Annotated in this window: 21 protein-coding genes; 9 read left to right on the top strand and 12 right to left on the bottom strand. The window is 60.3% G+C overall.

Annotated elements, in window-relative coordinates; genetic code table 11:
* Positions 1 to 11 precede the first annotated feature (11 nt).
* The 6 genes from B5477_RS12195 (at position 12) to B5477_RS12170 (ending at position 6,019) form a co-directional block, all read left to right on the top strand.
* Positions 12 to 233: a DUF3006 domain-containing protein gene (locus B5477_RS12195; RefSeq protein WP_079699940.1), complete on the top strand. Its 222-nt coding sequence runs from the start codon at positions 12 to 14 to the stop codon at positions 231 to 233.
* Between the two features lie 238 nt (positions 234 to 471).
* Positions 472 to 1,866 (top strand): ABC transporter substrate-binding protein, encoded by a 1,395-nt coding sequence (locus tag B5477_RS12190; RefSeq protein WP_079699939.1) that lies wholly within the window; start codon positions 472 to 474, stop codon positions 1,864 to 1,866.
* A gap of 152 nt (positions 1,867 to 2,018) precedes the next feature.
* Entirely contained in the window at positions 2,019 to 3,197 is a 1,179-nt protein-coding gene (locus B5477_RS12185; RefSeq protein WP_079699938.1) for an ROK family transcriptional regulator, read from the top strand.
* 54 nt (positions 3,198 to 3,251) lie between these two features.
* Positions 3,252 to 4,283 (top strand): asparaginase, encoded by a 1,032-nt coding sequence (locus B5477_RS12180; RefSeq protein WP_079699937.1) that lies wholly within the window; start codon positions 3,252 to 3,254, stop codon positions 4,281 to 4,283.
* Positions 4,284 to 4,286: 3 nt separating this feature from the next.
* Positions 4,287 to 5,186 carry a carbohydrate ABC transporter permease gene (locus B5477_RS12175; RefSeq protein ID WP_079699936.1) on the top strand — a complete coding sequence of 300 codons (900 nt, stop codon included), beginning with the start codon at positions 4,287 to 4,289 and terminating at the stop codon, positions 5,184 to 5,186.
* Positions 5,186 to 6,019: a carbohydrate ABC transporter permease gene (locus tag B5477_RS12170; protein ID WP_079699935.1), complete on the top strand. Its 834-nt coding sequence runs from the start codon at positions 5,186 to 5,188 to the stop codon at positions 6,017 to 6,019. Before B5477_RS12175 ends, B5477_RS12170 begins: the two co-directional genes overlap by 1 nt.
* 565 nt (positions 6,020 to 6,584) lie before the next feature.
* Here the strand turns inward: B5477_RS12170 and B5477_RS12165 are convergent.
* A complete protein-coding gene (locus B5477_RS12165) occupies positions 6,585 to 6,818 on the bottom strand; it encodes a helix-turn-helix domain-containing protein (RefSeq protein WP_079699934.1) in 234 nt (77 codons plus the stop codon).
* A gap of 114 nt (positions 6,819 to 6,932) precedes the next feature.
* Between B5477_RS12165 and B5477_RS12160 the strand changes: the two genes are divergently transcribed.
* Positions 6,933 to 7,199: a helix-turn-helix domain-containing protein gene (locus tag B5477_RS12160; RefSeq protein ID WP_159449036.1), complete on the top strand. Its 267-nt coding sequence runs from the start codon at positions 6,933 to 6,935 to the stop codon at positions 7,197 to 7,199.
* A 113-nt stretch (positions 7,200 to 7,312) separates the two neighbouring features.
* On the opposite strand, the gene B5477_RS12155 is transcribed toward B5477_RS12160, so the two are convergent.
* Genes B5477_RS12155 through B5477_RS12145 form a run of 3 tightly spaced genes read right to left on the bottom strand, consistent with a single transcriptional unit; the run spans position 7,313 to position 11,164 of the window.
* Entirely contained in the window at positions 7,313 to 8,743 is a 1,431-nt protein-coding gene (locus tag B5477_RS12155; protein ID WP_079699932.1) for an ABC transporter permease, read from the bottom strand.
* A complete protein-coding gene (locus tag B5477_RS12150) occupies positions 8,730 to 10,289 on the bottom strand; it encodes a COG1361 family protein (RefSeq protein WP_079699931.1) in 1,560 nt (519 codons plus the stop codon). The genes B5477_RS12155 and B5477_RS12150 overlap by 14 nt, the downstream gene beginning before the upstream one ends.
* Positions 10,286 to 11,164, bottom strand: coding sequence for an ABC transporter ATP-binding protein (locus tag B5477_RS12145; protein WP_079699930.1), 879 nt, complete (start codon positions 11,162 to 11,164; stop codon positions 10,286 to 10,288). Before B5477_RS12145 ends, B5477_RS12150 begins: the two co-directional genes overlap by 4 nt.
* A gap of 244 nt (positions 11,165 to 11,408) precedes the next feature.
* Between B5477_RS12145 and B5477_RS12140 the strand changes: the two genes are divergently transcribed.
* Positions 11,409 to 12,374, top strand: a complete 966-nt coding sequence (locus B5477_RS12140; protein ID WP_079699929.1) for a D-2-hydroxyacid dehydrogenase — start codon at positions 11,409 to 11,411, stop codon at positions 12,372 to 12,374.
* A 40-nt stretch (positions 12,375 to 12,414) separates the two neighbouring features.
* On the opposite strand, the gene B5477_RS12135 is transcribed toward B5477_RS12140, so the two are convergent.
* From B5477_RS12135 to B5477_RS12125, 3 genes are all read right to left on the bottom strand, one after another.
* A complete protein-coding gene (locus tag B5477_RS12135; protein ID WP_079699928.1) occupies positions 12,415 to 13,524 on the bottom strand; it encodes a mechanosensitive ion channel family protein in 1,110 nt (369 codons plus the stop codon).
* A gap of 24 nt (positions 13,525 to 13,548) precedes the next feature.
* Positions 13,549 to 14,733 (bottom strand): alanyl-tRNA editing protein, encoded by a 1,185-nt coding sequence (locus tag B5477_RS12130; RefSeq protein WP_079699927.1) that lies wholly within the window; start codon positions 14,731 to 14,733, stop codon positions 13,549 to 13,551.
* Between the two features lie 76 nt (positions 14,734 to 14,809).
* Positions 14,810 to 15,103, bottom strand: coding sequence for a hypothetical protein (locus B5477_RS12125; RefSeq protein WP_079699926.1), 294 nt, complete (start codon positions 15,101 to 15,103; stop codon positions 14,810 to 14,812).
* A gap of 259 nt (positions 15,104 to 15,362) precedes the next feature.
* Between B5477_RS12125 and B5477_RS12120 the strand changes: the two genes are divergently transcribed.
* Positions 15,363 to 17,438 carry an elongation factor G gene (locus B5477_RS12120; RefSeq protein WP_079699925.1) on the top strand — a complete coding sequence of 692 codons (2,076 nt, stop codon included), beginning with the start codon at positions 15,363 to 15,365 and terminating at the stop codon, positions 17,436 to 17,438.
* A gap of 53 nt (positions 17,439 to 17,491) precedes the next feature.
* Here the strand turns inward: B5477_RS12120 and B5477_RS12115 are convergent, their stop codons facing one another.
* The 5 genes from B5477_RS12115 to B5477_RS12095 all read right to left on the bottom strand — a co-directional run bounded on the left by B5477_RS12115 (position 17,492) and on the right by B5477_RS12095 (position 21,679).
* The gene (locus B5477_RS12115; RefSeq protein WP_079699924.1) at positions 17,492 to 18,046 is read right to left on the bottom strand and encodes a CarD family transcriptional regulator; all 555 of its coding nucleotides are present in this window, start codon (positions 18,044 to 18,046) and stop codon (positions 17,492 to 17,494) included.
* Between the two features lie 13 nt (positions 18,047 to 18,059).
* Positions 18,060 to 18,299 carry a hypothetical protein gene (locus B5477_RS12110; protein ID WP_079699923.1) on the bottom strand — a complete coding sequence of 80 codons (240 nt, stop codon included), beginning with the start codon at positions 18,297 to 18,299 and terminating at the stop codon, positions 18,060 to 18,062.
* Positions 18,300 to 18,538: 239 nt separating this feature from the next.
* Positions 18,539 to 18,775 carry a ribonuclease HII gene (locus B5477_RS12105; protein ID WP_079699922.1) on the bottom strand — a complete coding sequence of 79 codons (237 nt, stop codon included), beginning with the start codon at positions 18,773 to 18,775 and terminating at the stop codon, positions 18,539 to 18,541.
* A gap of 71 nt (positions 18,776 to 18,846) precedes the next feature.
* Positions 18,847 to 19,770: an AraC family transcriptional regulator gene (locus B5477_RS12100; protein ID WP_079699921.1), complete on the bottom strand. Its 924-nt coding sequence runs from the start codon at positions 19,768 to 19,770 to the stop codon at positions 18,847 to 18,849.
* A 202-nt stretch (positions 19,771 to 19,972) separates the two neighbouring features.
* Entirely contained in the window at positions 19,973 to 21,679 is a 1,707-nt protein-coding gene (locus B5477_RS12095) for an ATP-binding protein (RefSeq protein ID WP_242942195.1), read from the bottom strand.
* Positions 21,680 to 21,818: the final 139 nt, after the last annotated feature.

Raw genomic sequence — 21,818 nt, 5'->3', positions numbered from 1 at the left:
GCGGGAGCAGGATGAAAACATGGGTCATCGACCGGTTTGAAGGGGAATACGCCGTCTGCGAGGGCGAGGACGGGAAGATGAAGGATTTTGCCAAGGTCTGGCTGCCGTCCTATGCCAGGGAGGGCGACGTGCTCAAAGAGCACGACGACGGGAGCTTCACGGTGGACCTGCACGAAACCAAGGCGCGCCGGGAGCGCACCCGCGCCCTCTTCGACAGCCTGGTGGAAAAATAGACGCCGCCCTGCGGGAATACGGGCGGCTGGCCGCGGGCCGTTGACAAGTTCAGCGGCCCGCAATTTTATGGAACCTTGCAGGGGGATCCATGCGCGCCGCCCGGCAGACAGCGGCAAACTATCTAAAAAATAATTTCCTTCTTGACAGGATTTCACACAAAATGTATAATGTGCTTGGAGTTAATTAATTCGGTGAAGAAATTAATTGCAATGTGTGATTTGGTAAGGAGGATTTGTTGTGAAAAAACAGATATCCCTGGTTCTTGCGGCACTTCTGAGCTGTACCCTTCTTTTGAGCGCCTGCTCGGGCGGCGGTGGCGCTGCCTCTTCGCAGGAGCCCGCGGGGGAGCCCGCCTCCCAGGCGGGAGAGGAGGCCCCGTCCGAAGAGCCCGCGGGGGGCGGCGAAGCGGTGGAGCTCGGCTTCCTGGACGTCATGCCCTCGCCCGAGCGGACGGAATTCTTAAAGAGCCAGCTGGACAAATTCCATGAGCAGAACCCGAACGTCACCTTTACATACAACTCGGTCCCTTGGGACGACGCGTATAAAAAGGTGGTCTCGATGGCGGCCTCGAACACCCTGCCGGACATCCTGACGGGCGACGTGACCTTCATGCTGGCCCTGGCGCCGATGGGCCAGATCGAAGACCTGACCGAGATGTGGGAGGGCTCGCCCGACTACGGCGACCTGTCCGAGGCGACCAAGGCGGCTAGCAGCCTCTACACCTATGAGGACAAGGTCTATGCGATCCCCGATGGCTACCAGACGCAGGGAATCTTCGTGCGCACCGACTGGCTCGAAGCGGCGGGCTACAAGGTGGAGGATCTGCAGAACTGGAACTGGGATCAGTATTTCGAGGTCGTCGAGAAGCTGACCGACCCGACCCAGAACCGCTATGGGATCGCCTTCCGTGGCGGCGGCAACGGGTTCATGCGCTTCTACGAGTACCTGGCCAGCGAGCTTGAGACCCCGGCCATCTTCCCCGGAGATAACGACACCACCATCCTGGAGGACCCGCGCGCGCAGGAGCTGTTCGAGAAGTTCTACGGCCTTTACAAAAACGGCCAGGCGCCCAAGGATTCGGTCAACTGGGCCTTCAAGGAGATGGTCGAGGGCTTCATCAACGGCCAGTGCGGCACCCTCAACCAGACCCCCGAGGTGACCATCACCTGCGAGCAGAGCATGGAGGACGGCACCTGGACGGTCCTGCCCTTCCCGAGCAAGGAGGGCGCGCAGAAGAAGGTCCTGCTCTGGGGCCAGACCGCCGGCTACATGGTCAGCGCCAACTGCAAGGACAAGGAAGCGGGCTTCGATTTCATCCGCTACATCTCCTCGCCCGAGGTCAACCTCGAGTACTGCAAGGCCTTCTCGGGGCTGCCGCTGTATAAGTCCACCCTCAACGACGACTTCTTCCAGAAGGGTGCGATGAAGGGCTATGCCGATGCGCTGCTGGCGGATAACCTGGCGTATCTCACCCAGCCGACCGAGCTGACCCAGTGGGGCTACTTCCTCTCGGAATACGCCAAGAACGAGACCCAGAAGTACATGACCGGCGCGCAGGATTCGGCGACCACCATCGCCAACCTGAACAGCTGGCTCAAGGAAAACTACGCGAAGGACATCGCGGGAAAATAGCATAGTGCATAAAGCTGCTGTCCTCCCGCCCCAGAAAGCGGCAGGACAGCAGTTTCTATTTGACGGACGGCGGCGCGGATGTTAGGATAAATATGTAAAATTCTGACGACATCACGGCGCCGGCAGGCGCGGCGGCTTTGGAGGCAAGTACGATGATTCAGCCCACGCAGGATCAAGCATATACAAAAATCCACAACACCCGGGTCGTGCTGGACCTCATCCGGGAGAAGCGGCCGCTCTCAAGGGTGGAAATCGCGCGTCTGACCGGGATGAGCTCGGCCACCATCACCCGGATCGTCTCCGACCTCATCCGGACCGGCGTGGTCTGCGAGACCACCCCCTTTTCCACCAAGGTCGGGCGCAAGGCGATCCTGCTGGACATCGTGTCCGACGCGGCGCTCTGCTTTGCGGTGGACATTGCCCCCTCGCTGCTGCGCGCGGGGATCGTGGACTACAAGGGGGAGGTGCTCTGCCAGCGGGAGTACGCCATCGTCTGCCGGGAGCACACCCCGCAGCAGTACGCGAAGCTGGTACATAAAAGCCTTCTGGAGCTCTGTGCGGCGCTGCCTGGGGAGAAGGAAGTCGTCTGCGCGGGGGCGACGGTCATCGGGATCGTGGACCACGCGGCGGGGATGGTGCGCTTCGCCCCCCAGCTGGGGTGGAAGGAGGTCCCGATCGCCGCGCTGCTGGAGGAGGCCCTCTCGCTGCCGGTGGCGATCCACAACGACGTGGACGCCCAGATTCTGGGCGAGGCGCAGAGCCTGGGCCTGGATAAGAAGTCAGTGGCCTACCTTTCGGTGGGCAAGGGGGTCGGCTCCTCGATGCTGCTCGACGGGCGGGTGGTCGAGGGGGACAGCGACATCTGCGGCGAGATCGGGCACACCATCATCGAGCTTCAGGGCCTGCAGTGCAGCTGCGGGCGCCGCGGGTGCCTGCAGACCTTCATCGGGGAAAACTCGGTGCTGCAGCGCGCGCGCATGAAGGACCCCGCGATCAAATCGATGCGCCAGCTGGTCGCCTGCTACCATGAAGGAACGCCCTGGGCCCGGGAGCTGATCGAGCAGACCGCCACCTACCTGGCGGTGGCGATCAACAACCTCGGGTGCATGCACAATCCGCAGACCATCATCCTGGGCGGGGAGCTGATCCGCAGCTATCCCTTCCTCTTCGAGCTGGCGCAGCAGCATCTGGGCGACCTGCTCTACGAGCCCCTGCGGGGGAATTTGCAGCTGCTGTGCACAAAAAGCCGGGGGATGTCCGGAATCCTGGGGATCGCCCAGCTTTCCCAGGAGCGGTATGTGGACCAATTAATCGAAGATAACATCTTTTAACCCCGCCCATCCGGGCACGGCTGTCCGGCGGGCGGGAAATGGGAGGAATACGATATGTCATTTTCTCTGATCAACGAGTATCGGGGAAATCTTTTGGAGTGCTGCCACGAGGGGCGGCTCTGCGTTGTCGATGAGCACGGCGAGGTGCTCGCCGCGGGCGGGGACATCGACAAGGTCACCTATTACCGCTCGGCCACCAAGCCGATCCAGGCGCTGCCGGTGGTGGTGCGGGGCTTGCCACAGCGCTACGGCTTCACCGAGCGGGAGATGGCCCTGATGGCCGGCTCCCACGCCGGGCAGGCCTTCCACGGGGAGATGATCCTCAGCATGTTACAGAAGGCCGGCTTTCAAGAGGAGGACATGATCATGCTCCCCTCCTATCCGGCGGATCAGGAGGAATACCGGCGGATGATCCGGGAGGGTATCCAACCGCGCAAGGCACTGCACAACTGTTCGGGCAAGCATGTGGCGCTCATGCTCCTTTCGCGTGAGCTCGGGGAAGATTACCACGACTACTGGAAACTCAGCAGCCGCGCCCAGCAGGAGGTGCTGCACTATATCTCCGCCTTTTCGGAGTATCCGGCCGACCGGATCCAGACCGGGGTGGACGGCTGCGGGGTGCCGGTCTTCGCGGTGCCCATGCGCAACATGGCGCTCTCATTTTTAAAGCTCGCCTGTCCCGACCTGATCGAAGAGCCGGGCGTGCGCTCGGCGGTGCAGGCGCTGACCGGAGCCGTCAGCAAATATCCCGAGACGATAAGGGGCTACGGGTTTTTATGCACCCTGCTCAACGAGGACCCCAACATCATCGCCAAGGACGGCGCCAGGGGGGTCTATGCGATCGGCCTGCGCCGTGAACGGCTGGGGATCGCCTTCAAGGTGGGGGACGGCAGCGAGCAGAACCTCGGGGTGGTGGTGGCGCATATCCTGCGCGAGCTGCACTACGAGAACCGGGAGACCATCGAAAAGATCGAGGCGATGGAGCCGGGAATCCTCATCAACGACAACGGCCGGGACGTTGGGAGGATTTGCAGCGAGTTCACCCTGGATCTTGGGAGAGACGATACCTATCCGGAAGGGGAATGAGCGATGAAAGCGAAAAAGAAGCGCAACTGGCGTAAGTGGGAGCCCTATCTCCTGCTCGCGCCCGGCCTGCTGCTGATCGTGTTGCTGATGGGATATCCGCTGCTCTACAGCGTGCGGCTCTCCTTCCTCAACTATAATCTATTGACCCCCAATGACATCCACTTTAACGGCCTTGAGAACTATCAAAAGCTCTTTTCCAACCCGGATTTGTGGCTGATCGTCAAAAACTCGATCATCTGGGTGGTGGTCGTGGTCTTCTTCCAGTTCCTGCTGGGCTTCACGCTGGCCATGCTGCTCAACTCGCAGTTCCGCGGCAAGGGGCTTTACCAGTCGGTGGCCTTCCTGCCCTGGGCGGTGTCCGGCTTTTTGATCGGGCTGACCTTCAAGTGGCTGTTCAGCCAGCACAACGGCGTGATCAACTTTGCGCTGCAGTCCCTGGGGCTGATCGATGCGCCGGTTTCATGGCTCGGAAGCGAAACCTTTTCAATGATCGTGCCCATCGTGGGGATGATCTGGTACGGGGTACCCTTCTTCGGGATCATGATCCTGGCGGCGCTGCAGTCCATCCCGGTGGATGTGATCGAATCCGCCAAGATCGACGGCGCTTCGGCCACCCAGACCTTTTTCAAGGTGATGATCCCCTATGTGCGCCCCACCATCACGGTGACGCTGCTGCTGCGGGTCATCTGGGTCTTCAATTCCCCGGACATCATCTATATCACCACCGCCGGGGGCCCGGCGAACACCAGCAACATCCTCCCGCTGTACGTCTTCAACCAGGCCTATTACAGCATGGACTTCGGCTACGGCGCGGCGGCGGGGATCCTGATGATGGCGGTGCTGCTCATCTACGCCATGCTCTACCTCAAGCTGACCAGCTACGAAAAGGCGGGTGATTTTTGATGAAGGTGAAACAGTTTCTCGTGAAGCTCCTGCGCTTCGTACTGCTGGCAATCTTTCTCTTCGCCACCATCTTCCCGTTTTACTGGCTGATACTGACCTCGTTCAAGTCCCGCCAGGAGATCAACAGCCCCGAAATCCATTTCTGGCCGGCCGAGCCGACGGTGCAAAACTATATCACCGCCTTCAAGCAGACGCGCTTTGACGTCTTTATCGGCAACAGCGCCTATGTGACCATCATCAGCTCGCTTTTGGTGCTGATCATCGCCATCCTGGGCGGCTACGCCCTCTCGCGCTACCAGTTCCGTTTCAAAAACCTGATCATGGGAATTTTCCTGGTTTCGCAGATGGTGCCGCTGGTGATTGCGATCATCCCGATGTTCATCCTCTACAGCAAGGTCGGGCTGATCGACAACCTGCTGTCGCTGATCATCAGCTACACGGTCTCGAACGTGCCGTTTTGTATGATCACCATGTCCTCGTTCTTTAAACGGATTCCGGTCTCGCTGGAGGAGGCGGCCCAGATCGACGGGTGCAACCGCTTCCAAAGCGTGCTGCGGGTGGTGCTGCCGGTGATGCTGCCGGGGATCGTGGCGGTTTTCGTCTTCGCCTTTACCGGCTGCTGGAACGAGCTGTTCTATTCGATCATGATGATTAACTCGGAGAACCTGCGCACCATCCCGGCTGGCCTGATGAACTTCGTGCAGAAGTACGACATCGACTGGGGGCAGATGACCGCCGCGGCGACGGTGACGCTCATCCCGGTGACGGTGATGTTCTTCCTGGTGCAAAAGCATATCGTCGCCGGCCTGACGGCGGGTGCGGTCAAAGAGTAAGGCGCACGCATTTTTGGCGCCCGACCAAAAATGCCGCACGCTGACGCGTGTGTGCGCCTCACGGGCTGGAAACGAGCCGTTTCCCCCCCGTGTACCCCCTTTCGGTTTAATTTTCAAGTATTGGGATTCTCAAGGGTCTTCGATCCTTGAGCGGGTGCGGGCAGCTAGGCGCACGCATTTTTGGCGCCCGACCAAAAATGCCGCACGCTGACGCGTGTGTGCGCCTCACGGGCTGGAAACGAGCCGTTTCCCCCCGTGTACCCCCTTTCGGTTTAATTTTCAAGTATTGGGATTCTCAAGGGTCTTCGATCCTTGAGCGGGTGCGGGCAGCGCCCGCGACCTTTTCCGGTTAGCTGACACTCGTCTTGACGGAATCCCCCTTCGGATCAGGAAGGGGAGCAAAAAGCTTCCAGTGGAAGGTTTTTGCATGGGGAAACCCTATCAAGGGGTTTCCCCATGGCGGCGGGCCGCCATCTTCTCCCGCGCTTGTGTCCGCTGCGAAATGCAAAGCCCCGCTCCGGTTTTCCGGAGCGGGGCTTTTTGTCCGCGAAGGGACTAGCGGTTCTTATTCTCCTTCTTCTTTGCGTTTTGGAAAAGGTGCTTGAACGGGAGTAAGACCAAGTAAATAATCTACGCTCACGTTATAATACTTTGCAAGAAAAATAACGTCGCGCATGGGCATTTCCCGGACACCACGTTCATATTTAGAATATAATGATTGATCGCATTTTAACATTGCGGCTACTTCTTTTTGAGCAAGTCCAGCATCTTCACGCAAATCTCGAAATCTAAAATTCATAAAATCACCAAGTTTATTTTACAACAGGACATATTGTCCTATTGACTTTTAGGATAATATGTCCTAAAATAATTAAAAAAGGACAATATGTCCTATGAATGGGAGGCAATATTTATGGATATCTCCGCGGAAAACGAAAAATGCATGCAAAATCTCCTCTGCAATATAAGGCTCCTCCGGCTGGAGGCGGGGCTCTCTGTCAAAGAGATGGCAAATATCGTGGGGATGGAAGAATCGCTCCTCTTACGGCTGGAAGCGGGGGAGCAGGCGGACGAGTTCGATTCAGGGCATATATTTCGTTATTGTCATTATTTTCACGTCCATCCAAATGAGCTTTTCGGCAGTTGGCCCATAAGAAGAAATGCTCCGCCAGAACCCTGACGGAGCACATCAATATTTTCGGCGCGGGCCGCGCACCGCCGGCCTGCTTTTCAGAGCCTGCGCGAATTGGGGGCGGCAGCCTGCCGCCGCGAATCGGGAGCGGCAGCTTGCCGCTATTCATGCTTGATCGCCTCCAGCGCGCTGATCTTCACCGCGCGGTTGGCCGGGTAGAAGCCGGAGAAGAGGCCGATGCAGATGGCGAAAACCATCGCGCCCGCCACCAGCCAGGGCGGGATAATCGAATATTGGGTCATGCCGCCCTGGTCCCAGCCGTAGAGCATGCCGCCCATCATACCGCCCATGCCGCTCCCGTCGCCGCTCATAGCGGCGTTGTTCATGATGAAGTTGAGCCCGAATGAGATCGCATAGCTGATCCCGACGCCGACCAGGCCCCCGAGCAGCCCGATGCACCCGGCCTCCATCAAAAAGATCGAGCGGATGTTCCCGACCTCGCAGCCGAGCACCTTCATGATCCCGATCTCCCGGGTGCGCTCATAGATGGACATGATCATGGTGTTGGTGATCCCCAGCGCCGCCACCAAAAGCGAGATGCCCGCCAGGCCCCCGAGGATCATCTGGATGGTCTGGGTGCTCTTCTGCATTTCCTCCCGCTGGGAGGAGAGCGACCAGTATTGGAACCCCAGCGCCTTGATGGAGTCCTGGACCTCGTCCACCGAGTCGAGGGAATCGGCCATCACATAGACCTGCTGGTATTCCTGGTCGGTCTGGCCGCGAACCTTGTTTTTCTTGTTGTATTCCTTCTGCAGCGCCTGGACCCGGTCGATGTCCATATAGATGGCGTACTCCATGTCGAAGTCCCGGTTCATGGCCTCGTCGTCGCTGCTGAGGGTGCCCACCACCTTGACCGGGTAGCTGCCGTTCCCGGTGGGGACCTTTTCCCGTCCACTGCGGTCATCGTCGTCGTCCTGCTTGCCGATGTTGGCGTAGAGCCGGTCCTTGCTGAAATCAACGAACGGGTCCTTGACCCGCCCGTACTGGTCGGGGTAGGGGGAGACCCGGTTGTCCCGCTTGCGCTTGGTGTCGACAAACTGGTAGGGCACCTTCGCCCCGATGATCACCGCGTCCTTGTATTCCGACTTGGTGGGAAAGCGCCCGTCGGCGAGGGTATAGCCCAGCGCCGGCATCGAGGCGATGTCGATCCCGATGATCTGCCCGCGGTAACGGTAGCGCTCGTCCACCTGGAAGACCACCTCGTCGCCCCAGAGGTACTGCATGGCGGTCGCCGCCTTCACCCCCGGGATGGCACGCAGCTTCTTAACCGATTCGGCGTTCAGCTTGGGCGGCTCCTTGACCACTCCGCCCGGCCCCTCGCTCATGCCGTAGTCGGGATAGACCTGGATCAGGGTCAGGTTGCCCATCCCCTCGATCATCTCGGTCTGCGCCTTGTCCATCCCGACGCCCAGCGACACCATCACCACGATGGCGCAGGTGCCGATGACCACCCCGAACACCGTGAGCGCGGTGCGCATCTTGCGCCGCCAGAGGTTGCGCATGCACATCGAGATTTTATCAAATATCTTCATCGTCGTCTCCCGATTTCTTCTTGCGGACCCGGCGCACGACGAGGATTACCACGATCAGGATTATCACGCCGCCCACGGCGATCAGGGCGATCATTAGAGGGCTTAGCCCCTGCTGCATGCCGTCCATCTCGCCGCCGACCGTCACGTCGGGCGGGAAATCGTCCATTGAGGGCTCCTCGGGCTGCTCCTGCACGGTGACGGTGAACTCCTTTTTCACATCGTTGATCCGCACCCGGTCGGTGCCGTCCTCATTCTTGCCGTCGCGGTCCTCATAGGTGACGATCGCCTCACAGGTGAAGGTGCCGGACTGCGCGAACTGCACCGGGATTTCGATCTCCGCCTGGGAGGAGTGGGCCAGCGCACCATGGTACTCGGTGGCGCCGTTGTTGACAAGGTCGTTGCCCGAAATGGTCAGCTGGACGTTGGCCGCGTCCGAAACCAGGTCCTTGTTGATCACCTTGACGGTCAGGTAGCCGTCCTCGTTCGGGAAGAGGGAATCGGGCGGGGTGATGTTGAGGATTTCAAAGCGGGAGATGCGCCCCTGCTTCTCCTCGTCCTCCTCCTCGGGCTTGGGGATGGAGGAGACGTAGATGGTCTCCTCCGAGGCGACCACGCCGCTGTACTTGCCGTCCACCTTGTACTGCCCGTCGAACTTGACCGCGATCGGGATGCTCTCAAGCTTCAGGTCCTTGCTCGCCTTGAAGTGGAAGGTTTCGGTGGTGGATTGCCGCTGCGGGATGGTTATGTAGTGGCGCTTGTTGGTGCCGTTGACGATCGACACCCCCTCGGGCGGGGTGATGGTCATGGACATGTTCTCGATCGCCTTTTTCTTGGAGTTGTTCATGAACTTGATGGTGACCTTGAACTCCTCGCCGTACTGGACCGAATCGGGCGCCTCATAGTCGGTGATGAGGATTTTCGGGGTCATGGTGTCCTCGGCGACCTCCTTGTCGTCTTCATCGCTGCTGTTGGTGCTGGTGCGCCGGGTTCCGCTGCCCGAATCGTCATCGTCGTCGTAGCTGCTCGAATAGGGCAGCTCGGTCAGGTTGCGCGAGAGGATGTCGTAGCTGTCGTCCTCATATTTGACCATGGCGCGGAAGGTGCGGTTCCCCTCGTGCGGGCGCACGCCCAGGTAAAAGACGTGCCGGTCGTCCTTTGCGTTGGTGGTCTCATAGAACTTGAAATCGTCCTTGCTGTTCTTGGACTCGAAGTAGGCGTAGTCGTTGTCGGCCGTCACCTTGAAGTTGGGATTGTCGCCATCCACCTTGATACCGGCCTCGCGGCCCTTCTGGGTGATGCGAAGCTCCAGCCTGGCGTAGTAGCTGTTGCCGTATTTCGGGTTGGAGGCCGCGTCGCGGTCCCCCTCGTCCTCCACCAAATAGAGGTCCCGCAGCTCCACATAGCCGGGGCGCACGTTTTCATTGACGTCCTTGTCCGCCGCGCCCACCACGGTGGCCAGCAGCCCCGAAAAAACGCCCAGCACCATCGCCACGGCGAGAATCAGCGGCAGCACACGTTTTAAGATCATTCTGGTTTTCTGTTTCATCTTTCTTCTTCCCCCGCAATATTGGTATCAGGCGTCCCCGCCTGCAAATCCTCGTGTTCTTCCCGGCTCTCCCCGGCCGTCGGCCCGGGATTGTCCGGCTGCGGCAGCCCCGCCGGCTCCTGGGCCGTATGTTCCCCCGCCAGCTCCTGCTCCTGGGCGTAGGGGTTATAGTCCTCCGGGTGCGCATCGTTGAGCCGGTCGCTGACGATGTTCCCGTCGATCAGGGTGACGATCCGGTCGGTGAACTGGGCAAGCTCGCTGTCGTGGGTGACCAGTACCAGCGTCTCGTTGTTCTCGTGCGCCATCTTCACCATCAGCCGCATGACCTCGACCGTGGTCTTGGTGTCCAGGTTCCCGGTCGGCTCGTCGGCGAAGATGAGGTCCGGCTTGGTCACGAAGGCGCGGGCGATCCCGACTCGCTGCTGCTGGCCGCCCGACATCTGGGTGGGCTTGTGGCGCACCCGGCCTTTGAGCCCCACCGCGTCGAGCATGGCCTTGGCGCGCTTGTCCCGTTTTCGTTTGGAGACCCCGCGGAACATCAGCGGCATCGAGACGTTCTCCAGCGCGGTGAGCGCCGGGAGAAGGTTATAGGACTGGAAGATAAAGCCCAAGTGTTTTTGGCGGAACTTGGCGAGCTGCCGCTCGCTGAGCTTCGATATGTTGGTCCCGTTGATGTACACCCCGCCCTTGGTGGGCTTCTCGAGCCCCGCGAGCTGGTTTAGGAAGGTGCTCTTGCCCGAGCCCGAGGTGCCGAGGATGCAGCAGATCTGCCCCTTCGGGATCTCGAGATTGATACAGTCGAGCGCGACCACTTTTTCCTTCCCGAGATTATACACCTTGCGCAGGTTTTTTACGGCGATGATGGGCTGCTCCAACCGTCCGCCTCCTTTCCAAAAAATGCTTCCCGTATATCGTGTCGAAGAAAGGGAAAGTTCCTGCAACAATCACGAAAAATTCACAGGGCATTCACAAAACTGTATTATATGTATTAGTACAGTTCATCTTATCATGGGGCACTCCCGCTTGTCAATAGCGCGTAGGGGAAACGGGCGCCAGAATGCTTGAAAATTTTTAGCGGCAGGAATATAATGGAAGAATTCAAGGGGAAAGGGTGTCAAGATGAAAATCGTAATTCTGGACGAGTATCTCGTCTGCCGGGGAAACCTGGATTTTGAGGCGCTGCGGCAGTTTGGAGAGGTGGTTTCTTACCCCACCACCGCGCGCGGGGAAGCGGCAGAGCGGATCGGGGACGCCGAGGCCGTCTTTCTAAACCGGGTGGTGATCGACCGCGAGGTGCTCTCGCGCTGCCCGAACCTGCACTTTATCGGGATCACCGCCACCGGCTACAACATGATTGATCTCGAAGCTGCCGGCGAATTTGGGGTGACGGTCTGCAACGTGCCTGCCTATTCGACCGAAGCGGTGGCGCAGCTGACCTTCGCGCTGCTGCTCGAGATCGCCTGCGGGGTGAGCGCTCTCAGCGCCCATGTACACGCCGGGAACTGGCGAAGCCCGCTCGACCCCTTTGTGGCGGAACACCGCTCGTTCGAGCTTTGCGGCAAGACGATGGGGATCGTCGGGATGGGGGACATCGGGTATCGGGTGGCGCAGCTGGCCAACGCCTTTGGGATGGATGTGCTCGGCTACCGCCGCCATCCCGACCGCTCGCTCGAGCGGGAGAACCTGCACTTTTGCGATCTCGACGACCTGCTCGAGCGCAGCGACGTCGTTTCGGTACACTGCCCGCTGACGAGCGAGACCCGCGGGCTGATCGGGGAGCGGGAGCTCGCCCGGATGAAGGACGGGGCGGTCCTGCTCAATACCTCCCGCGGGCCGGTGTTAAACGAGGCGGCGGTGGCCGCGGCACTCGACAGCGGCAAGCTCTACGCCGCGGGGCTGGACGTCCTTTCCAGCGAGCCGCCGAAGGAGGACAATCCCCTGGCGCGGCACCCGCGCTGCGTCGTCACGCCGCATGTGGCCTGGACCCCGCGGGAAACCCGCGCGCGGCTGATCGGGGTGTGCGTGGAGAACCTGCGCTGCTTTCTGGAGGGGCGGCCGCAGAACGTGGTCAATCAAAAGGCATGATCAAAAGGGCTGGCGGGGATTTTCCCGCCAGCCCCTTTGGTTATTCCTTTTCCTGCGGCGCTTCGGACTGAAGATAAACGGTGCGGGTGGGGAAGGCGAACTGCAATCCCAGCTTATCCACGATGTCTATGATGGCGAAGTTGATCTTCTCTTTGAAGCGCATATAGTCGGCATAGCCGGTCAGGTCGGTGAAGTAGTAGACCCGCAGCAGCAGCGCGCTGTCTGAAAACTCGTTGAAGGTGACCGACACGGTGTCCTGGTTGACCCCTTCGGTGGTCTGCAGCAGGTCGCGGATCTGCGCGACGCATTCTTTCATTTTTTCGGGCGGGGAGGAATAGGCCAGCGACAGGTCGAAGGAAATTTTGCGCTTCTCCATGCGCGACCAGTTGGTGATCGGTTTTTGGGCGAGCAGGGAATTGGGCACCACCACCTGGGAATTATCGAAGGTGCGCACCCGGGTCGAGCGGAAGGTGATGTCCTCCACCACCCCCTCGAGGGAGCCTTCGACCTGGATCCAGTCATCCACCTCGAAGGGCTTGTCCAAGAGGATCACCATCCCGCCGAAGAGGTTCGAGGCCCAGTCCTGGGCCGCCAGGGCGATGGTCAGGCCGCCCAGCCCGATCCCGGTGATCAGCCCGCCGACGTTGTAGCCCAGCTCCCCAATGATGATGACCACCCCGAAGGCGGCGGCCACGATCCGCAGAATCCGGGTGAAGAAGATGGAGAAGGTCTTGCTCATGCGCTCGGTGCGCCCGCCGCCGAGGCTCAGGCTGAGGTTGTCCGGGGAGATCAGGCGCACCAGCCCCCAGGTGACGCAGGCGATGATCGACACCCGCAGCAGGGTGCGGCAGAAGGTATGGTAGGAGAGGATCGCGCTTTCGCCGCCCCAGGCAATGCTGACGGCGGCGAGATAGAACCCCAGCAGCAGCAAAAAGGTGGCCGCCGGGCGCTCGAACGCCTCGCAGAGCTTTTGGGGCAGAGAGCTCCTGGCGCGCGACGAGAGGCCGCGCAGCAGCCTAAAAAGGATGCGCGTCACAGGCCGGTAGAGCAGCAGGGTCAGCCCGGCGGTCATCGCGCAGACGGCCAGCTGCAAAAACAGGCCGAGGTTGCTGAGGAGAAAATTCTTGAGATAATCGATTATCAGGCTCATGGGTACCTCCGTAGCGGGTCGGTTTTAGATGTGCGACAAGAGATAAGCGCCCGGCAGCCGGCGCAGCGCAAAGTCCCGCAGCGCCTCACATTCGCCCTGCAGCGAGCCCTGCACCAGCTCGGGCTTGCCGCCGCCCCGGCCGCCGAAGGCTTCGCCGAGGCTCTTGGCGAGCGGGCGCATGTCCTCCTTCGCGCTGCAGGCGGCGTACCGCCAGGCGTCCCCGTCCCTTGAAAGGGCGAGTACCGTTTCGGCGCGTTGCATGAGCGAGAGGGCGCAGCGGCGCACCTCGTCCGGCGAGAGCCCCTCCCAAAACGCCACGACCGTGCCCACTCCCGCGGGAAGGGCGTCGGCTTCATCCTTAAAGCAGCGCTCCTGCCAGAGGGCGCACCGCGCTTTTTCCTCCTGCTGCTGCGAAAGCAGGCGCTGCACGGCCGGCTCGAGCGCGTCGCTTTTCTGGGAGAGCAGGGCGCAAAGGGAAGCGACGGTCCGGTCCTTTTCCCCATAGTCGCGCAGCGCCCGGCCCCCGGCGTAGAGGGTCACCCGGGTGCCGCCCTTGTAGCGCTGACCGCCTGCGAGGCGGATGGCGCCCACCATCCCGGTGCGGGGCAGGTGGGTGCCGCAGCAGGCGCAAACGTCGATCCCCGGGATGGTGACGATCCGCACCGGGCCGCAGAGCTCCTTCTTGCTGCGGTAATCGAGGTCTTGCAGCTCGTCCGGCTTTGGCCAGGAGGCGGTGACGGGCAGGTCCCTCCAGACGGCCTCGTTCGCTTCAAGTTCGATTTCGCCGAGGAGCTTTTCCCCGATCTCCCCGTCGAAGTCCAGGGTCACCTCCCGCTGCCCGAGATGGAAGCCGACGTTTCGCAGCCCCAGCCGGCGGTAGACGATCCCGGAGACGATATGCTCCCCGGTGTGCTGCTGCATATGGTCCAGCCGCCTGGAAAAGTCGATCTCTCCGCTGACGACCTGTCCGGGAGGCAGCGCGCGCCCGGCGGTGTGCAAAATTCTGCCCTCCCGCTCGTGCACGTCCAGAACATCCGCCCCTCCGAGCCTTCCGCGGTCGGCGGGCTGGCCGCCTCCCTCGGGGTAGAAGGCGGTGCGGTCCAGGGTGATGAGATAGCTGCCGTCATGTTCCTCGCAGCCGGTCACCACCGCCTCAAAGCGGGTGAGCAGGCTGTCGGCGTAGTAGAGCTTTTCACATTCCTGCGGCATTTTCTATTCTTCCTTTCCGGTTTGCCTCTATCATAGCATAAGTAGGCGGCGGGGAAAATGGGAATTTTGTGAACAATCAGATGATGAAGTCCCCGTCCTGCAAAATTTCGATCCCCTGCCGGTCGCAGATCCGCCGCTGGGCGAGTATCCCCACCAGTACGTCGCTCAGAATATCCAGGATGTTGATCAGGGTTTCCAGCTCGCACTCGGTCTTCCCGCGCGCCAGCTGGGTGGCGAGCGAGGTAGCCATCAGGATCATGTCCTCGCTGTAGCCGGTTCCGGTCTTGCGCTTGCGGCCCCGTGGCCGGCCGTCCGGACGCGGCGGGCCGTGCGGCGCGTCCCCCGGCCGCCCCTCGCGTTTTTCGCCCATCAAGCCCACCTCCTGCCATATTCAGGATATGCTGGCGGTAAAAATGGGGTGAAAACCGTCAGATTGCACAAGTGGGGGCGGGATTATTTTCAAGTGGCTCGTCTTGTTTTTACAAAAAGCTCTTGAATCGCAATTTCAGAATTGTTATAATAAAATCTATAAATGGGTTGTTGAACAATTTGGTTTTTGGTCATATTCAACAATTTATTCTGCAAGGGTTCCGGCAACGGAAACCAAATTCAGAAAGGGGCTAAACACTATGCGTCAATATTTGGCGGGCAAGATTCGTAACGTCGCCCTGGCGGGCCACTCCAGCGCGGGGAAGACCTCGCTGGCGGAGGCGCTTCTCTATAAGGCGGGGGCGAGCGACCGGCTTGGGAAGGTCGCGGACGGGAACACGGTCTGCGATTTCGACCCCGAGGAGATCAAACGCCAGGTCACCGTCAGCAGCGCCATCGCGCCCTTCAGCTGGGGCTCGACCAAGATCAACCTGATCGATACCCCCGGACTGTTCGACTTCGCCGGCGGGATGTACGAGGGGGTGCGCCCGGTCGAGAGCGTGCTCATCGCGGTGTCGGCCAAGTCCGGCGTCTCGGTCGGAACCGAGAAGGCCTACAAGCTGGCGCAGGAGCTGCATAAGGCGAAGATGTTCTTCGTCAACAAGATGGACGCCGAGCACGGCGACTTTTATAAGGTGCTCGAAGAGCTCAAGGCGGCCTTCGGCCCGTCGGTCTGCCCGATCGTGGTGCCCTATGTCGAGGACCACAAGGTGCTCTGCTACATCAACCTGATCGACAACAAGGCCTATACATATGACGGGAGCGGCAACCCCTCCGAGACCGAGATGCCCGATTTCGGCCACCGGGTCGAGGGGCTGACCGCCGCCATCTCCGAGGCGGTGGCCGAGACCGACGAGGCGCTGTTTGAAAAGTACTTCTCGGGCGAGGCGTTCACCCGCGACGAGATTCTCAAGGGCATCCACGACGGCGTCCAGAAGGGGGCCATCACCCCGGTGCTCTGCGGCAGCGCGCTGAACCTGGCGGGCGTCGACATGCTGCTCGACTGCATGGTCGACCTGCTGCCCAGCGCCTGGGAAGAAGGGGCGGAGCTCGCGAGTGACAAGGACGGCGAGCCTGTGGAGATCGCCTGCACCGATGAGGCTCCGCTGGCGGCCTATGTCTTCAAGACGGTGGCCGACCCGTTTGTCGGCAAGCTCTCGTTCATCAAGGTGGTCTCGGGCAAGCTCTCCTCGGAAATCACCCCCGTCAACGCCCGCACCGGTGAGCCGGAGCGCCTGGGCAAGATCGTCTACATCAAGGGTAAGAAGCAGGAGGACACCGCCTTCATCACGGCGGGGGACATCGGCGCGGTGACTAAGCTCTCGAGCGCGATGACCGGCGACAGCCTGTGCGATCCCAAAAGGGTGGTCTCCTTTGAAGAACTCAAATTCCCGGCCCCCTGCCTCTCGATGGCCATCAAGCTGGGGGGCAAGGGCGACGACGGCAAGGTCGCCGGCGGCCTGCAGCGGCTGATGGAAGAGGACCCGACGATGGGGTACGAAAACAACGTCGAGACCAAACAGCAGCTCATTTCGGGCCTGGGCGAGCAGCATATTGATGTGATCGTCTCCAAGCTCAAGTCCAAGTTCGGCGTGGAGGTCGGGCTGGTGGCGCCCCGCGTCGCCTACCGCGAGACCATCCGCAAGAAGGTCAAGGTCGAGGGCAAGCACAAAAAGCAGACCGGCGGCCACGGACAGTTCGGCCATGTGTGGATCGAATTCGAGCCGTGTGACAGCGACGGGCTCTTCTTCGAGGAGAAAGTGTTCGGCGGCGCGGTGCCGAAGGGCTTCTTCCCCGCGGTGGAAAAGGGGCTCCAGGACTGCATCAAGCACGGTGTGCTCGCCGGGTATCCGGTGGTCGGGCTGCACGCCACCCTGGTGGACGGCAGCTACCATCCGGTGGACTCCTCCGAAATGGCCTTCAAGATGGCGGCTTCCATCGCCTATAAAGAGGGCATGGCGCAGGCATCCCCGGTCATCCTCGAGCCGATCGGGAACCTCAAGGCCTATGTGCCGGAGTCGAACACCGGTGACATCATGGGCGAGCTCAACAAGCGCCGCGGCCGGGTGCTGGGGATGAACCCCGCCTCGGACGGCCTGACCGAGATCGAGGCCGAGGTGCCGATGAGCGAGATGAGCGATTTCGCCACCCTGATCCGCTCCACCACCCAGGGCAGGGGCTACTTTGAGTTGGCCTTTGCGCGGTACGAGCAGCTGCCCCAGATGCTCGAAGCGAAGGTCATCGAGGACGCCAAGGCCATGAAGGAAGAGGAATAACAGAAGATAAAAAGGCCGCCGGGCAGTCGCCCGGCGGCCTTTCTTTTTGAAATTTATGCTTCCTTGGCGCGGGGGCCTTGCCTCGCGGCCTTTGCCGGGCATTGAGGCCCGTCGCGCAGGCTTTGGCGGATAAAGTCGGGCACCTCCTCGCGCTGGATCCCCAGCGCCACGGCCAGCTCGCCGTGCAGCAGGTCCTCGGCCCGTTTGCGGTAGCGCTGGTCGACCTGGCTGGGCTTACGTCCGGCCTGCTGCGCGCTCTGGCCCTTGACATAGAGGGCCTTGATCAGATGGATCAGCTCGGCGCAGTCGTTCTGCTGAAAGGAGGACTGATAGTGCTCGACCAGGGATTGCAGGCTGTGGATATTTGCCGGGTCCTCCCGGATCAGGGGGATCTGCGCGATCAGCTCTTCGGCCTCCCGGCGGCTCATCACCGGGCGCATGAAGGCGGTGGTGTCCACCGGGATATAAATGGTCTCGGTGCCGTACACCGGCTCCAGGGTATAATACTTGCGGCCTTCGCTGGCGTGCGCGGCCCTCACCGGCCCGACGTCCGCCACCCGGCAGACGCCGCTGGTGCCGTAAACGATCATATCTCCGATCTTATACATGCTTCGCCCTTCGCTACCGCAGGTAGTCCCCGCAGCTGTAGAAATTATATTGCTTCTTGATCTTCAGGAGGATGGAGCCGTCCGGCTGGGGCGTTTCCTCCACAATTTTATATTTGACCCGCTTGCGCTCCAGCGCAGCTTTGTAGCCGGCCAGCTCTTCCCTTGCCAGTTCGGCTGCCTTGGACGGTTCCAAGCCCTCCTTGAGTTCGAAGTGGATGGTCTGCTCCAGGCAGGCGGCTTTGATCCGTTTCACGCGCTCTCCCAACTCCTTTCGGTAGCTCTATTTTACCACGTTTGAGGGCCTCTTCGCAAAGGAAATCTGGGGGAGCGGCGGCATTTTCGTGGATTCTGCGCATAGAGTGGGGTCCAAAATTTGTGCATTTTGCAGGTACGGCGGCCCGTCCGGGCGGGGAGGGGCCCATAAAATGAGGGTAGGGCCCGGCCTTCGGGAACGGCCGGGCCCCGCTATGATGAAAGACTTGCAATTTGGCTTCAGCAGTCTCCGGCGTAGTAGGAGACGATGCGCATGTAATCCTTGGGATTTGTGACGCTTAAAGAAAGCTGAAGATAGTTTTTGTTTTCCCGGTGCTGTTGCAGCAATTCCTCCTGGATTCCGGGGATGCGCATATCCGCTTTTGCCCCGTCCGGGAACAGGAGATCGACCGATCCGTCGCACTCGTTTACCGTCTGTAGAAAGTTTTTCATGTTTAAGATATTCAGTGTGATCATGACAGCCCTCCGTTCTAAATACACCGGGTTTACAGCTATCATTATACGGCAATTTTTTCATAAAGAATATCTTAACACTGCCCTCTGCTATCATGATCCTGCCATTTTTGACGATACTCGGAAGGGGTACAGCCGGTCTGCTCCCGAAAGACCTTCCCGAAGTAGCTGCTGCTGCCCAGGCCGCAGGCCTGGGCGATCGAGGTAACGGGCTCCCGGCCCCGGGCCAGCATCTGGCAGGCCATTTGCAGGCGGTAGCTTTTGATGTACTCCACCGGCGTCATGTGCAGGCAGTTATGGAACAGGCGGAAGCACTCGCGCTCGCTGGAAAAGGTCGCGGCGGCAAGCTGGGCGATGGAAATCTTTTCGGCATAGTGCTCATGGATATAGATCATCATCGGCTTGATCCGCTCGTTCGTTTTGCTGTACCTTTGCTTTTCTTTCAAGAGGGGGCGAGACAGGGCGAGAAGGGCCAGCCAGATCTCGGAGAGGGCCGCCCGCAGCTGGAGCTCGTAGCCGTCGTCCTGCTCCCGAAGGCGAAAGGATTCCCGAATAAGGCCGAGCACCTGCGCCTGCTGGGGGTCGTCGGGATACAGCGCGATGATTTCGAGCTGTGAAGCCGCGGTGATCGGCACGACGTATTTTTTCTCGATCCGGCTGCCCGCCTCCCCGGCGATGAAGGAGGGGTCGAAGATGTGGTTGAGTTGGATGTTCTCCTCATCCTTGCCCCGCGGGCGGGTCATGTGCAGGATGTTCGAGTTCACCATCCCGCCGGCTCCGGCGCGAAAGATCGTACTCCCCTGGGGCGTGCAGTATTCCACCGCGCCGCTTTCCATGTAAAAGAGTTCGACGGGCTTGTGCCAGTGCCACGGGACGAACCCGTCCCTGTATTTGTCCAGCTGCGCACAGGACGCAATATATGGGAAGTCGGGAGCAAAACCGGGCAGCCGTTCTTCCTTGGTCTCGGTGTAAAACTCGATATGGGAGATGTTTTTCATACCGGGCTCCCTCCTCCTTGGACGGCGACATTTCAGAACTGGATCTGGGGCTTGCTGGAAGCTGCGAACGTCCCCGCGCGCCACATGGACGGCAGGAGGGGGACTGCGCTCAAACCAGGCGCCGTTTGGAGGGGACGCCGGCGGCCGGGCCAAGGGAAGGGGCTGTCTCACCGCGTGGAATGAAACGAAGCCCTGCCGATTTTCACACCTTCTCTTTGGCGATGACCTGGTCCAGCGTCTGGTATAACCGGTCCAAATCCAGGGGCTTTGCGAGATAGGCGGTCATTCCGTACTCCCTGGATTTCTCCCTGTCCTCCTGAAACGCATTGGCGGACAGGCCGATAATGGGGATGCGCCCGGCATCCGGATGGTCGAGGGCGCGGATGGTACGGCTGGCCGTCAGCCCGTCCATTACCGGCATCTGCACGTCCATGAAGATCAGCGAAAAGGTTCCCGCCGGCGACGACGACAGCAGCTCGACGGCGGCCTTGCCGTTCTCTACGCGCTCCACCTCAGCGCCCAAATCTTCCAGGAGCAGGGTGGTGATCTCCGCGTTGATTTCATTGTCCTCCGCCAGGAGGATGTGCATGCCCGTAAGGCTGCAGGCGACTTTTTTTCCACTTTCTTGCGGTCCGCCGGTCCCGGCGGACGCGTCCCGCCGCAACGTCAGGCAAACGGTAAACTGCGTACCCTCGCCCAGCTTGCTGTGAACGCTGATGGTACCGCCCATGAGCTTGATAAAGCTGCTGCAAATTGCAAGGCCCAGGCCCGTTCCGCCATATTGGCGGGCCGTGGCGGGCTGCGCCTGCTCGAAGGGCTCGAAGATGCGCTGCTGGAACGTGTCGCTGATGCCGATCCCGGTGTCGGCAACCACGAATTCCAGGCAGACCGTCTCGTCATTTACCGCCGTCTGCCGCGCCCGGAGCGTTACGCTGCCTCCCGCAGGCGTAAATTTCAGGGCGTTGGACACCAGGTTTACCAGCACCTGGCTGATACGCAGGTTGTCCCCGATCACCTGGGCAACGGACAGCCCGTCTGTGCAGACGTTCAGCACAACGCCGCCGTCCTCCGCCTTGCGCCGGAACATTTCCTGAACGCGCTCCAGCATTTTTGTCAAATCGAAAGGCTGCTCGTCCAGCTGGATCTTCCCGCTTTCGATCCGGGACATATCCAATACATCGTTGAGCAGCGACAGCAGATAGCTTGCGGAAAGGTCAATTTTGTTCAGGCAATCCGTCATCCTTTCCGGGTCGTTTACATACCGCCGGGCGATGGCCGACATGCCGGTGATGCCGTTCATGGGCGTGCGGATTTCATGGGAAATCCGGGAAAGGAACTCGCTCTTGGCCCGGTTTGCGCTCTCGGCCAGGTCCAGGGCCATTTGCGCCTTCTTCTGCCGCGCCTCGCTCACCCAAAGCAGGATAAACAGGATAACGAACCCGCCGTTGAGGCAAAGCAGGATGCCGATGGAATTGGTGACGCGCATCTCCGAATACCGCTCCGCCGCCGACACGGCCCGGTCCGCCAATTCAAAATGGGACTCGCTCAATTCATACAGCCGCCGGGAGGGCCGGCCATGCCGCACCAGCCCAATCTCGTCCTTGATCTCCCCCCAGGCCATCTGCATCTGCCCCACCAGAGTCTGATACGCCTCGTCCGGAAGCGCAATCAAATTGTTTTCTCCCTCGCCGGTGGAAAGCTCGGAGACGATGCCGTCCAGGCGGCGTATCAGCGCATCATTAGAAATTCCGTTTATTTCCTGCTTCACCAGCCGCTGCGTCGCCCCCCGGACAATCCCCGTATAGTTGACGACCCGGGCGTTTCCCTGCATATGGAGCATGGCCATCAGGGCAACGGTGCTGATCAGGCAGAATAAGACCGCCAAAAAAATTGGCGACAGACGTTTCAACCACTTCTTCATTTCTATCTGCTACGCTTTCCATATTATTGGTTTTTGTAGAACTTTACCATAAAGTATAGCAGAAGGCGATAAAAATAGCAACGGATCAGCGAAAGATAGGGCTTATATGTGTGCACAAGACGGCCCG

Source organism: Provencibacterium massiliense (genome assembly GCF_900169495.1).
GTDB lineage: Bacteria > Bacillota > Clostridia > Oscillospirales > Ruminococcaceae > Harryflintia > Harryflintia acetispora.
This window is presented reverse-complemented; position numbering and strand designations above follow the sequence as displayed.